The following is a 13,499-nucleotide window of genomic DNA, read 5'->3' as shown; positions in this document are numbered from 1 at the left end:
TCATCCCCTTTTGTCGGCGTGGAGTCGGAAGGTGTCCACGACGTCGCCAAGGGTGCGCATACCGGCGACGTCGTCTTCGGTGAAGTTCTCAAGACCGACGTCGGCGGCCTTGCAAAGCGAGGTGAGGAACAGGACTTTGTTCAGCGAGGTGAGTCCATAGGTCTCGACGAGGTCTTCGCCGAGGTCGAGGGAGGCAGGATCTGGCCGCTCTCGTAGGGTTCGCGCGAGTTGCTCGCGGGCCAGGGTGTCCAGATCAGCGGGCATGGAGGCCTTCCTTCGGGTCGTCGATGCGGGCTCGGTATCGTTCCTGGATGCGTTTTCGGATCGGTTTGAATTGGGAGGTGAGCAGGTCGTTGTCGATGGTGAACGGCTCCTGGGCGATGATCACCCTGGTGATGCGCTCGTCGGGTTCGGAGGCGGTGTTGACCGCTTCGAGCGCCGCCGCGATCGCCTCGGTATCGACCGGGCCGGGGTACGGGGAGACGACGGCGACCAGCCCGATCTGATCGGGGCAGTACAGGACGCACTCGGCGACGGCTCCGGTGTCGCGGAAGCGGCTCTCGATGACACGGACTATGACCTTCCTTCCGTTGTCGAGGACGATGACGTCGTCGGCGCGGCCATGGATGAACAGGAAACCGTCGTCGTCGAGGTGCCCGAAGTCACCCGTGCGGACGATGCCGCCGGGTTTGAATATTCGCTCGCTCTCGCCTGGTGGAGCGTAGGCGTAGGTGGTGTTGACCGGGTGGTCGCTGCGCACGCGGACCACGTTGTCGTCGCCGATGAGGATCTCTTTGCCGGGGAGAGCCTTACCGACGCTGCCTTCGCGGTGCGCACCGGGATGGTTCTTGGTGGCGATGCAGGTTTCGTTGAGGCCATAACCCTCAAAGATCGGCAGGCCGGCTTCGTTGAAGAATCGCAGCACGGCCTGATCGGCGGGGGCCGACCCGGTCCACATGTAGCGGATACGCGGGCCGAACAACTCGACGGCGGCTTTGGCGGCGTCGTGGTCGTCGGCGAGGCGCCCTTCGATGTACCGCTTGGCGGTATCGAAGAACGCGGGCACACCCATGACGACGGTCGGTTCCACCATGGGCATGACGGCGAACACCGACTGGTAGGTCGTGATGGTGACGTCGTGACCCCAGTGCATGGCCGAATAGAGCCAGTAACGCTGCTGGAGCAGCGATAGGGGCAGGAACACGAGGATGTCGTCGCCGGAGAGGTGCCCGAAGGAACTCTGGACGTCGCACAGCGAAGAATCGACGCTGGCCACGGTGGCTTCCAGCCCCTTGGGGATACCGGTGGAACCCGAGGTGAACTTGACGGTGGTGCATTCGTCCGGTTCCCACTGGAGCGCCTTGAGTTCCCGTGGGTCGTGCTCGGCGTATTCGGCGACCTCGGCGATGGGGCGAATGGTGGGCGGCGCACCATCATCGACCGAAGCGTCGGTGTAGAGCAGGTCGAGGTCGTAGCGTTCGACCAGTTCGATGTCCGGAGTGAACTTCCCAGGCTCGAATCCGGCGGTCTGTGCCTTGATCATCAGCGCGGCGAGATCGAGCAGGACCCATTCGAGACGATTGACGGCCAGGACACCGATCCGATCGCCCTCTTGGACGCCACTTCGCCGCAAGGCGGTGGCGACGGCGCGGGCGCGGTCGTGGAGTTCGGACAACGGCATGCGGCGGTGGTGTCCGATCCCGGCGACGGTGAGCGCGCCATCGTGGGTCGGCCGTTCGGCGATGATGCGATTGATGATCGATTCGGGCGTCACTGTTCCCTCTCCCCGGCGTCCGCGATGTGACTCGCCATGGCCCGGACCGTGTTGAGGGCGAAGATCGCGTCGAGCGGCAGACCGATCCCGTATTCGGCTCGCACCGCGGTGAGGATGCGTGCCGCGATCAGGGAGTCGCCGCCGAGCGAGGCGAAGTCCGTCTCGGGGTCGACTCGTTCGGTGCGCAGCGCGCTCGACCACAACTCGGTGATGGTGGCCTCGATGGCCGGATCCGCGGGACTTTGCGGTTTGGTGGACCGATCGTCGATGGGAGCGGCGGCGAGGGCGACCCGATCCACCTTGCGGTTGCGGTTCAGCGGCAGCGCCTCGTGCCACGAGAAAATCGCGGGGAGCATGTAGGCGGGAAGCTCGGTGTGGAGGACCTCGCGAAGTTCGGCCGGCGTAGGGCGGGCCTCGGAAGCGGGGACGAGGTGCGCGACGAGCACTACGCCGGAAGTGGCCTCATGGGCCACGACGGCGGCCTGGGCGACCGCGGCGACGGCGGTCAGTCGAGCCTCGACCTCCCCGGCCTCGATGCGATGGCCGTTGACCTTGATCTGGAAGTCGGTGCGGCCGAGGATTTCGATGGTCCCGTCGGGTCGGTAGCGCCCGAGGTCGCCGGTGCGGTAGAGCCGGTCGCCGGTGGCCGGGTCATCGAAGTAGCGTTCAGCGGTCAACTCGGGTGATCCCCAGTAGCCGGGGGTGACACCCACGCCGGCGGCGAGGATCTCGCCGGGTACCCAATCAGGGCAGTCATGGCCGTCCGCGTCGCGGATATGCGCGCGGTTGTTCGCGTTGGGACGACCGTACGGGATCGGCGTGTCCGCAGGATGATCGTGTGGGATCGGATGCCAGATGTTCCAGATCGTCGTCTCGGTCGGGCCGCCGAGGGAGACGACGCGAAGATCCGGCCGCGCGCCATAGAGCATGGCGGGCAGGTCGGGCGGGATGCGATCACCGCTCATCATGATCAGTCGCAACGAGGGCGGGAGTGCGTGGTCGTGGTCGGCCAACATGCGGACCAGGGCCGGAACCGAGTTCCACACGCTCACGCCCGTCTCCGCGATGAGTTCCTTCCAGTGCGCGGGGTCCGCGGCCCGATCGGCGTCGGGCATGACCAGTGCGGCTCCGGCGCTGAGAGCGCCGAAGACGTCCCATACCGACAGATCGAAATTGAAGGCGCTGATGGCGAAGAACCGGTCCTTTGGGCCGATCTCGAACCGTTCGGCACAGTCCGCGACGACATTGGCCACGTTCCGGTGGGTGACCATGACACCTTTGGGTTTTCCGGTGGTGCCGGAGGTGTGGAGGACGTAGGCGAGGTCGTCGGTGTCGGCGCTCAGGACCTCGGGCGGTTCGGTCGCGAGCGGTGCGCCGCGCAGGTCCAGCGAGGTCATGCCGGTCTTGGCGTCCACGTTGGTCAGGACGCGGGTGACGCGGCCATCGCGCAGTAGTCGGTCGCGGCGGGCGGGCGGGACGTCGGCGTCGACGGGGACATAGGTGGCTCCGGCGAGCAGTGTGCCGAGTATGCCGACGACCTGCTCCGGTCCACGACGCATCACCAGTCCGACGAGGTCGCCTGGGGCGGTGCCGCGTTCGCGGAGCCAGACGGCGGCACCGGCGGCGCGGGCGAGTAGTTCGCCGTAGGTGATCCGCTCGTCCGCGGTGATGATCGCCGGTGCCGTCGGTCGTTCGGCGGCGTGCCGGAGGAAGGCGTCGGTGAGCATGGCCGGTGCGAATTCGCGCTCGGTGTCGTTCGCGTGGTCGCGGGCCTTGCGCTGCGAGTCCGGCAGGAGGTCGAATCGCTCGGCGCCCCAGGCGTTCTCGTCACAGAGTCGGTGGACGAGCACGTCGAGTCCCTGGGCGAGGGAGTCGAGCAGGCCGGGCGGGTAGAGCTCTTCGACCGCGTCGAGGCGTATGACGAGCTCGCCGTGCTGTTGGAGGACGAACACGTCGAGGTAGACCTGCGGGGTCTGGGAGAGGGTGAAGACCTCGGTGCCCAAGGCCTCCAGTGAGGAGCCGTCGACGCCGCCGATCGCGTCCAGTGTGGAGTTGAAGGTGTAGGGCATGGCGGCGGACCGCGTGTCCGAGTGGTGTCGCGCCAGGTCGCGCATGACGTCGATTCCGGAGTAGTGGCGGTGATCGAGGTCGGTGCGCAGGCGTTCTTGGAGGGCCTGGACGCGTTCGGCGAAGGGCAGGCTCCTGTCGATGTGGACGGCGAGGAGCAGTGGGTCGGAGAACTGACCTATGGCGGTGAACGCGCCGGGGTGGATCGGGCGGCGCTGGGAGACGGTGGTGTTGAGCGTGAATTCGTTCCCGGCCCCCCATTGGGACAGGGTCTCGGCCCAGGCGGCGAGGAGCACCACCGACGGTGTCAGGCCCAGGCCCTTGGCCTGTTGTCGTAGTCGCGTCCAGTCATCGGCGTCGAGGCGGACGCGCCGCTGAACGACTTTGGTGGGGCCGATGGCGGAGGGATCGGCTGTGAGCGGCAATCGGGGCGCGAGGGGAAGCCGGTCCAGGCGTGATCGCCAATAGTCGCGAGAGCGTTGATGGACCGGCGTGTCGACCACGGTGTCGAGGGCCTCCACGTGGGCGCGGAAATCCATGGGGGGTGTACCGGGTTCGTCTCCGGAGTCATAGCGACGATGCCATTCGGCGAACAGGAGGAACATGCTGATGCCGTCGACGGCCATTCCGTCGTGATTGACGCACAGCGCCATCCGGTCGTCGGCGAGCACGCAGACCTCGACGTCGATCAGTGGGCCGGTCACCGCGAGCTTCAGGTGGGAACGGCGTTCGCGAACGGCCAGGCGCCGCCTTTCGCGCTCGTCGGGGTCGAACCCGCGTAGGTCGGTGACGGTGAAGCCGGGAAGAGTTCCGGTCTCGGCCTGTCGTTCCTCGTCGACGACCGCCAGGCGGAGCGCGGAGTGTGCCCGGGCGACCTGTTCCAGTGAGCGACGCAGGCGGTCGAGGTCCCAAGAGCCCTCGATCTCGTGGTAGACCTGATTCGCGACGTCGCCGATGTCGACCAGATCAGACCGTCCGAGCAGGTAGGCGCGTTGCAGTGGGGTCAACCCGAAGCCGTGTTCGAGGGCGGCGAGGTGTTCGAGGAGCTCACCCTTGGCGGCCTTGAGCCGGCCGAGGAGTGTGGGGGTCATGGCCTCTTGTGGGCCTTGGAGCTTGAGGTTGTCCTCGACGGCCGAGAGCGTCAAGCCGGCTTGGTGGAGATCGGCGAGTACGGCGGCGGGCGTGTCGGTCATCGTTCCTCCCGATCGAGTGTGGCGAGCAGGTCGGGGTCGGCCAGGTCGTCCAGCGTGGACGCCGTGGTGCTCAGTGGGGCGTCGCCGAGGAGGGTCTTCAGTGGCACGTCGGCCTTGAGCTCGCTGAGGGCGTGATACTGGAGTGTGGTCGCGGCCAGGGAGTTCGCGCCGAGCTCGGGAAGTGACAGGTCTTCGAAGTCCCCTTCGAGGCTCAGCAGGACGGCGACCTTGTCGCGCAACCAGGAAAGCGTGGCGGGCGGCGACGCGGCGTTGAAGAAGTTCGTCTCGGCGAGGCTGGAACGGTTGCCCGGCGGGATGAGTTCGACCGTGTCGGGCCAGGTATCGATCGGGGCGAGGCCGAGTGAGGAGGCCAGCCGTCCCGAGAACCGCGGCATCAGCGGCGCGGCGACGGTCGCGAGCAGTCGAGCCGCCGCCAGTTCCAGGGCGATCGCGGTACGGCCCTCGGACGCCCAGCGATCAAGGCCGTGCAGTCGGGACTGTCGACGCGAGAACTCGGTGGTGTCATCGACGATGGCGTCGAGGACGGCCGCGGCCCGGCGCAGCGAGAAGCCTTCGGCCCCGAGGGCGGCGGTGGCCTGGTCGAGGTGTTGCGAGAGCCGTGCGAGAAAGGCGGTGTGCTCGGTCGTCCAGGTGCCGGCGTCCGGGATGAGTCCGTCGAAGTCGCGACGGACGCGCTCACCGAGGTCGGTCAGCCACGCCTCCCACCGGCCGATCAGGTTCCCGGTGAGGGCGCGGTCGTACTCGACGCGGCGGAAATCGGTGCGTTCGTCCTCGGGACGGGTGCGGCACAGGTAGTAGCGCACCGCGTCCACGGTCTCGGGGGCGAGGATGTCCTTGCCCCAGATGGCGTGGCGACGGCTGGTGGAGAACTTGGCTCCTTCCAGGAGATAGAACTCGTTGACGTGGTAGTCGATGTCGGGGTTCCAGTCGGGGAAGGCGAGCCGGTACAGGACCGGGTAGAGGATCGAGTGGTAGAAGCTGTTGTCGTAGCCGAAGAAGTGGACGAGCTTCCAGTCGCGTGATGGTGTTTCGTGCGACCACCGCTCCCCCATCTCGTCGCCCAGGCGCTCGATGCCGTGCAGGAACCCGTAGCTCATCTCGGGCCACACCCAGATCACCTGGGAGTCCGACTCGTCCTCGGCCGGTCGTACGCCCCAGTCGGAGGGGTGGGAGACGGGCAGCTCGAAACCGTCACGGGAGAAGACCCGGTGGGCGAGCTCGCGCAGGCGGGCCGGAACTCGACCGAGCAGGTGGTGGTCCGCTACGACGTCGGCGAATTCGTGGAGCGGCAGGGTCCAGCGTTCGACGTCGGTCCGCTTGGTCGCGGTCTCGCTCAGGCGCGAGCGGGCCTCTCCCAGGTCGGCGACGAGGTTGGGTTCGCCGCATTCCTCGCAGATGTTGCCGCCGGTGGGGTGGGAACACCCCGGGCAGGTACCGGAGACGTCGACTTCGTACAGATACCTTCCGTTGTCTCCGTCGATGAGAGCCGGTGTGGCCTTCGGGCGGACCTTGTCGGATTCGACCAGGCGTGTGAAGAACCGTCGCAGGCCTTCGGCGTAGCCCTTGTCGACACTGGTGGTGTAATACTGGTCGATTTCGATGTCCATGGCGGCCAGGGTGGTCGCGATCTCGGCGGAGTAGTGGCGGGCGGCCTCGGCCGGGGTGACGCCATCGCGCTGAGCGGCGGCCTCGACGTAGCTCTGGAAGTCGTCGCTGCCGGTGAGGTGCCAGGCGCGGTTGCCGCACAGGCGTTGGAAGCGCACATAGGCGTCCGCGCCGAGGTAGGGGCCGGAGAGATGACCGAGGTGGAGGTCCCCGTTGGGGGTCGGTGGAGTGGAGAACACGAACTGCGGGCGGTCGACGGCATGAGGCCGTGACCGTGAGGTGGCCGAGGCCCGCGCTCGGGCGGCGTCGCGCCAGTACTGGGTGAAGAAGACCAGGTCACCCTCACCGGTGTTGGTGATGACGTGGGACTCGAAGGGCTCGAACAGGACCACGGTGCCAGGACGCGCCGGGTAAACGGCACCATCGATGTGGAGTTCGCCCTCACCGATGACTATGACGAAGAACTCGGTCTCGTCGTGCTGATGGCTGGTGGAACTCGCGCCCGGAGCGACGCGGCCCCAACCCGCGCCGACACCGAGTCCGTCGACCGAGGACATGTCGATACCGAAGGCTTCGGTGAGTTCGGATTCGCTGTATCGATTCAAGATCATGGCTGTCTCCGTCTTCAGTGGTTCAGGGCACGAGGGCTGTGGACACGAGTACGTCCACGGTCTCCGCGGCGATGGCGGGGGCGAGCCGGTAGCCGGAACCGCCCGCGCCGCCGGCGAAGACCAAGCCGGGACGCAGTTCGGTGACGACGGGTTCGCGAGCCGGTCCGTAGGCGTCGCAGAAGACCCGACCGGAGCGACACAGCGGCGCCATCTCGGGCGCGTAGCGCTCCAGGACGGTGCGGGCGGCCGCGAGATCGGCCGGGGTGAGCCCACGCTCGACGGTGTCGGGGTCGACGTCCCAGTCGTCGCAGGTATAGCTGAACAGGAATCGCCCGCGGTGGTGGAGCGGCAACATGAAGGCGTCCTCATCGTCGAAGACGGTCAACGCGTCGCTCGGACCGGGGACGGCGTCGACGTGCGCCGCGACGATCTTCTTGACGCGTAGCTCCAAGGGCGCGACCGGTTCGGCCCAGGCCGGGTGCGCGATCCAGGGTCCGGGAGCGAGCACGACGCTGTGGGCCCACAGACGTTCACCGTGGCTCAGGCTCAGGCACTGGATGTCGCCGTCCTCGATGGCGGAGACCTCGACGCCCTCCCAGACGGTCACACGCGGGCGCAGCTCGGCCAGCAACGCGCCGGCGACTCCCGCGACGTCGGCGTGGTGGCACCCGCCCAGGGTCCAATCGCGAGTACCCGATGGCGTATCGCGGCCGGTCCGTGGACCGGGCCACAGGTAGGTCTCATGGATGGCGTCGGCGCGGTCGGTCGAAGCGATGACGGTCGCGTCGATCCGGTGAATCGGCAGGTCGAGCCTGGTCGCGAGGCGCTGCCAGTAGTGGTGGCTGTGGTCGGTCATGGTCCGGACGCGCTCGGTCGCGCCACGGGGGAAGTGGACGCCGGCCGAGCGGGCGGTGGCACCTCGGGCGGCCAGCCCGCGTTCGACCACGACGATGTCGGCGTCGGGGAAGGCGGCCGCGGTCTCATAGGCGATGACGGCGCCGATGATGCCACCACCGACGATCACGATGTCTACAGCATCCATTGCGAGTCCTTGGAAGACCATTCGATGAACGACGTCGCCCGGTCGGCGACCGGCAGGCCGCGCAAGCGATCGGCGATGCGCTTCGCGCGCCAGGCGTTGAGACTCAGGTTGACGTCGGGCAGCCCACGCTGGCCGCGTACCGCGTTCTGCACGAAGATGTTGCGGTCGGGCGGGCCGTCCCAGCCGGCCACGAAGTCCTCGTCCACGCGAAATTCGTCGTTCTCGGTCTCGATGCGGTCGAGCAGCGGCTCCAGGAAGGTCTTCGGGGCGCTCCGGAAGCCGGTGGCCCAAACGACCGCGTCGACGGCCAGGCCCTGGGTCTGATCGGGCTCGTCGTTGTGGCTCAGGGTCAGCTCCCAGGCACATCCTCCACCGGGGTGAATGGCGGTGACGGTCCGGTTGGGCAGCAGTCCGAAGCGGTGATCGTCGTGGTCGATGAACTGGAGCCTGTACAACTCCTGGTAGATCGCGCGAAGCGTGGACTCGGAAATTCCATCGGAAGCGAGTAAGTGGGCGGAATTGAGTTCGGATCGCTTGTTCTTGGGCAGCCGGAAAAAGTAGTCGGAATAGTCCGGCATGAAGAAGTCATTGGTGAACGCCGAGTCGTCGATCGGGAAGTAGTTGCGACGCCGGGAGATCCACGCGGTGTGGGCGGGCCGCTCGGACTCGGGTCGTGACAGCAGGTCGAGGAAGGCCTCGGCGCCGGACTGACCACCGCCGACGACGGCGACGCGCTTGCCACCCAAGCCCTTTGACCTGCTCAGATGTTCGCTGACGTGGAACTGGGTGGCGCCCTGGTACGGGCGGACGAAGTCGGGAACCCACGGTACGGTACCGACGCCGACCGCGATGTTGTCGGCGGTGACCTCCCTGCGGTCGGTGGTGATATGGAAGACCCCGTCGAAATCGACGCGCTCGACGGACTCCGAGAAAGCGATGTTCTCGTTTTCCCGCGCCGCCCAGGCCAGGTAGTTGCGAAACTCCGCGCGGGGCACTTCGGCGAACTGGGCGTTGAAGAAGTGGTAAGTGCGCCCGTGGTCGTGCAGGTAGGACAGGAACGAAAAGCGACTGGTCGGGTCGGACAGGCTCACCAGGTCCTTGAAGATCGACACCTGGAGGGTCGCTCCGGGCAGGAGCTGGTCGTCGTGCCAGCTGAAGTCGGCCTTGCGGTCGAAGAACAGGTTCGGCTGCTCGGGGTCGTCGTGCAGTAGTGCGGCGAGGCTGAGATTGGCCGGTCCGACACCGATGCCGGCGATCCGAAGGTGCCGTATCGGATCATCGGACACCGTCTTTCGGCGAGGTGCGTATCCCACGTCGAGTCCTTCCTGTGAAGTGCGGGCTCGTGCTCGTGTCGCGATGTTTCAGGTGTGGACGGACGTTTCCGGCCGGGGGACGCATGTCCAGGCGATGACGGCCGCCACGAGGGAGCAGACACCGATCGACGGCCACATCAGTGATCCGATGTGGAGGTACAGCCAGCCGCCGATCAGCGGCCCCACAGCTATGCCGAGGCTGAACATGAAGTGGAAACTGCCCAGGTAGTAGGCCTTGAGCCGGGGCGGGCCCACGGTGGCGGGGTGAGCGAAGAACGCCGGTCCGGAGGTGATCTCGCCCAGCGACCAGATGAGGGTGGCGACGATCAGGGCGGCCGGCCCGATCGGCAGCGCGTAGAAGGCCACGCCGGCCCCGACGAGCGCGAAGCCGACGGCGAGCACGGTCCGCGCCGCGAGTCGCTGGGTGATCTTCGTGATCGCCAATTCGAACGCGATGACGATCGCGCCGTTGACCGAGACCGCGAGCGTGTACCAGAACAGCGCGATGCCCTGGTCCTCTATTTGGAGCGGCAAGGTCGTCACGTACTGAACGAACACGATCGAGTGCAGCAGGGCCGCGACCAGATAGAGCGAGAACCTCCAGTCGGCGAGGACGGCGGCATAACCCTCGCGTGCCTTCACGGTGGTCTTGTCGCCCTCGACCGGGGTCGGGCGCAGCACGCTCTTGGCGGGAAGTGTGTTGTAGGCCAGCACCGCGTAGGCCGCGGCGATGACGGCCTCACCCCAGAACAGGTAGACGAAACTCTCGCCACCGAGGTAGTACAGTCCGTAGCCGACCAACGGGGCGCCGGTCGCGCCGAGGTTGAGGCCGAGACGGTACATCGCGAAGATCATCGTCTGACGCTCAGGTGCGACCAGGGACGACAGCAATGTCGACGAGGCCGGTCGAAACAGCTGGGTACAGGCGCTGGCCGTGGTGACGAAGGCGAGCAGCAGCAGATAGTTCGGGACGTAGAGCAGTGAGGCCGTCAGGACCGCGGTGGCCGCCATGCTGATCACGGTGGCGGCCCGCGGGCCGAGACGTTCGGTGGCGATGCCTCCGGCGAGGGCACCGACGACGGCGCCGGCACCGTAACAGCCCACGGCGACGACGGCCTGCTCCGAGGTGAAGCCTTCGTGGGTGAGGTAGAGGACTATGAAGATCTGCAGGAAGCCCGAGAGGCGATTGACGGTGACACCGAGAAGGATGACCTTGGCGGCGATCGGACTGTCGCGGAAGGTCTCCCAGACGCGCGGCGCGGCCAAGGTGGGCGGAGTAGTGGTCACTGAGCGCTCCTAGGACACGACGATGTCGATGGCGGAGCGAACACGGGCCTCGATTTCGTCGAGCTGTTCGGTGTCCGGTGCGTCGATGTAGAAGGTGACGGCGCGGTCATCGGAGGATCGCAAGGGCTTGAGCTGTGTGCCCTTCTCCTTGCAGACCATGACGGCACGCAGGCTCGGTGCGTCATCGGGTTTTCCCGGCTCGATACGGGGCCACATGTCGGTCTCGCCCACCCACGACGCGGCGACGTCGGGCCAGTCGAGCCTGACGTCCTCAAGGACGCCGAGTGGATGTCGAAGGTATACCTGGCGGGCGACTCGGACGGGCCTGGGGTATTCGGCGCGCTCTGCGAGGGTGACACGAATGATCTGCTCTTCGAGCGGGAGACCGGTGGCGAGCTCGTAGAGGGCGAGCAGACCATCACCCGGTGTACGAGCGGCGATCTCCATCAGGTGCGGGGTTCCGCTCTGGTCGAGCCGCCATTCGGAGTGCGTGATGCCGTCCTCGAAGCCGAGCCGGTCGAGTATCTCGGCGTTGACCCGCAGGAGGGCGCTATCGGCGGGATCATCGCCGCCTACGGTGTGGGACAACTCCACGAAGGCGTTGCTGTGGGTATCGGTGGTGGTCTTGGCGGTGACCGACGCGAAAACGCGCCGTCCCTGCTGACTGAGGGTCTCGACCGAGTACTCGGGACCGGTGATCTTCTGCTCGATGAGGACGGTCTCGTGGTCGGGGTATTCGACGAGCTCACGGGCGACGTCGACGGGGCCGTCGGCGGAGACGACACCGGAGGAAGAGTGGCGGGTGGCCGGCTTGAGCACCACTGGGAACTCAAGTGTTCCAGGGTCGATCGCCTCGCGTTCGGAAGGTGGGACGATGAGCGAGGCCGGGCTGTGCCGATGGAGATAGCAGCGCTGGAGGTACTTGTTGCGGCACACGCGGGTGGCCCTCATACCGGGGAAGGGCAGGCCGAGTGCGTCGGCGACGATCCCGGTCGGCTCGACGAGGGTCTCGCCGACCGCGTAGACACCTTTGATGCTGTACCGCGAGCACCAGGCGGTGACGGCGGCCATGACACCGGGGTTGAAGGAAGCCTCCTTGTCGAGCGAGCCGGCCACATAGGCCACGTCTTCGATGAGTGCGGCGGGTCCGTTGTCCTGGCGGCGGACGGCCTCGGCTCGATCACGGAAACCTTCGGGCGTGATGACGAGGATCTTCAAGCCGCGGCCGGCGAGTTCGGTCAGGTAGAGCGGGCTGCGGCAGATCACCCAGAACGCTCCGGTGAGGATGAACGCCTGGGGCAGGTCGCTATCGGGTTTCATGGCTGTTCTCCCTGGTCGGTGGCGTGACAGGTCCAGAGCGGGTCCTCGATGGGCGCACCGGACCCGACGGGGACGAGCGCTGAGCGGCGCTCACTCGAGCGGGTCGGGGCACAGGGCCGTGGGTGAGGGCCGGTCACGAGGTCCCCCCTTCGAGCACCGGAATTCGGGCGTTCGGGGAGGGCAGGTAGTGGTGCCGCCCTGGTAGGTCGCGCGGGGTCCATCCGGCCGCTTCGGCCTCGGCGACGATGGCGACGGCGATCTCGATGGCGACGGCGCGTCCGGGACAGCCGTGTCGACCGGAACCGAAGGTGAACGAGACCGGGTGCCGGCGTGCGGGATCGAAGACGTCGGGCTCGGGGTTGACGTCCGGGTCACGGTTGGCGGCGGCGAGGAGCAGCAGCACCTTCTGTCCCGCCGCCACGGATTGCCCGCCGTGAGTCCATGGTCGGTGGGCGAAGCGACGAGTGTTCTGGATCGGGGCGTCGTGGCGCGCGATCTCGTCGACGAAGGCTCGCAAGTCCTCGCCGCGTTCGTGCCGGCCGAGCCCGAGGAGGGTGTTGCCGACGAGGCCGGCGGTCGCGTCGTAGGTCTGGGACAGGAGTCCGACCGCGTTCGCGAGCGCGGGTCGCCTCGGGACGTGGCCGGTGGCGACGGTCTCGACCAGGCGGGCGGCCAGGCCGTCGCGTTCGGCCGCGGCGGCGAGGAGCGGCTGGAGTCGGGCGGCGGCCTCGTTCGCGGCGGCGTAGTCCTCCGTGCCCGCGGAGGCGGGCACGCAGCGAACGAACGCGGCGGTCAACTCGACCGCCCGGCGAAGGTCGTTCTCGGGGACGCCGCACAAGGAACCGACCGCGGCGACCGGGACACCGAAGGCGAGTGCGCGATAGTCGACGCCGTCCTCAAGCGCTTCGCGGGCACGGCGGCGAGTGGCCTCGGCGATCGCCTCGGGCGTGACCCCGGTCAGCACGGTGGTGATGGCGGTCTTGAGTTCGGCGGCGGCCTCGTCGTCCCGCATCCGGACCAGTTGGCCGAAGACCTCACCCGCGGGTGTGTCGGTGATCGCCGCGGGTACCTCATCGCCGCTCGCGCGTACTCCGAGCTCGGAGGCGTTGAAAGCGGCCTGGACCGCTTCGGCGTCGGCGGCGACCCAGGAATCGATCTCATCGTCGAACGCGAATGGACGCTTGGCGGTGAGTGCGGCGTAGTACGGGTACGGGTCGTCGCTTCGGACCGCGTTGAGCGGTGTGGTCACTTGGGCTCCTGGTCGCT

At 67.4% G+C, this 13,499-nt stretch carries 9 protein-coding genes; all 9 read right to left on the bottom strand.

Translation table 11 applies throughout. The features are described 5' to 3' along the window. Positions 1-264, bottom strand: a complete 264-nt coding sequence (locus ACWGSK_RS00575) for an acyl carrier protein (protein ID WP_452454855.1) — start codon at positions 262-264, stop codon at positions 1-3. Then, the gene (locus tag ACWGSK_RS00570; RefSeq protein ID WP_452454854.1) at positions 254-1,774 is read right to left on the bottom strand and encodes an AMP-binding protein; all 1,521 of its coding nucleotides are present in this window, start codon (positions 1,772-1,774) and stop codon (positions 254-256) included. Before ACWGSK_RS00570 ends, ACWGSK_RS00575 begins: the two co-directional genes overlap by 11 nt. Beyond that, positions 1,771-5,034, bottom strand: a complete 3,264-nt coding sequence (locus ACWGSK_RS00565) for a non-ribosomal peptide synthetase (RefSeq protein WP_452454853.1) — start codon at positions 5,032-5,034, stop codon at positions 1,771-1,773. Before ACWGSK_RS00565 ends, ACWGSK_RS00570 begins: the two co-directional genes overlap by 4 nt. Continuing rightward, entirely contained in the window at positions 5,031-7,271 is a 2,241-nt protein-coding gene (locus ACWGSK_RS00560; RefSeq protein ID WP_452454852.1) for a class I tRNA ligase family protein, read from the bottom strand. Before ACWGSK_RS00560 ends, ACWGSK_RS00565 begins: the two co-directional genes overlap by 4 nt. A 22-nt stretch (positions 7,272-7,293) precedes the next feature. Then, a complete protein-coding gene (locus ACWGSK_RS00555) occupies positions 7,294-8,313 on the bottom strand; it encodes an FAD-dependent oxidoreductase (RefSeq protein ID WP_452454851.1) in 1,020 nt (339 codons plus the stop codon). Further along, on the bottom strand, positions 8,301-9,626 hold the full coding sequence (locus ACWGSK_RS00550; protein ID WP_452454850.1) for a lysine N(6)-hydroxylase/L-ornithine N(5)-oxygenase family protein: 1,326 nt from the start codon (positions 9,624-9,626) through the stop codon (positions 8,301-8,303). Before ACWGSK_RS00550 ends, ACWGSK_RS00555 begins: the two co-directional genes overlap by 13 nt. Before the next feature lie 48 nt (positions 9,627-9,674). After that, complete coding sequence (locus ACWGSK_RS00545) at positions 9,675-10,913, bottom strand: MFS transporter (RefSeq protein ID WP_358513377.1); 1,239 nt, start codon at positions 10,911-10,913, stop codon at positions 9,675-9,677. 9 nt (positions 10,914-10,922) lie between these two features. Continuing rightward, a complete protein-coding gene (locus ACWGSK_RS00540) occupies positions 10,923-12,233 on the bottom strand; it encodes an ATP-grasp domain-containing protein (RefSeq protein WP_452454849.1) in 1,311 nt (436 codons plus the stop codon). Positions 12,234-12,366: 133 nt separating this feature from the next. Continuing rightward, complete coding sequence (locus ACWGSK_RS00535; RefSeq protein WP_452454848.1) at positions 12,367-13,482, bottom strand: cytochrome P450; 1,116 nt, start codon at positions 13,480-13,482, stop codon at positions 12,367-12,369. Between the last annotated feature and the right edge of the window lie 17 nt (positions 13,483-13,499).

The organism is Nocardiopsis sp. NPDC055551 (genome assembly GCF_053619415.1).
Note: the sequence above shows the minus strand (reverse complement) of the source record. Positions and strands in the feature narration are given on the sequence as shown.

Excerpts from the sequence above, each read along its gene's own strand:
- ACWGSK_RS00555 (WP_452454851.1), bottom strand. The coding sequence starts at position 8,313 with ATGGATGCTGTAGACATCGTGATCGTCGGTGGTGGCATCATCGGCGCC.
- ACWGSK_RS00560 (WP_452454852.1), bottom strand. The coding sequence starts at position 7,271 with ATGATCTTGAATCGATACAGCGAATCCGAACTCACCGAAGCCTTCGGT.
- ACWGSK_RS00540 (WP_452454849.1), bottom strand. The coding sequence starts at position 12,233 with ATGAAACCCGATAGCGACCTGCCCCAGGCGTTCATCCTCACCGGAGCG.
- ACWGSK_RS00565 (WP_452454853.1), bottom strand. The coding sequence starts at position 5,034 with ATGACCGACACGCCCGCCGCCGTACTCGCCGATCTCCACCAAGCCGGC.
- ACWGSK_RS00575 (WP_452454855.1), bottom strand. The coding sequence starts at position 264 with ATGCCCGCTGATCTGGACACCCTGGCCCGCGAGCAACTCGCGCGAACC.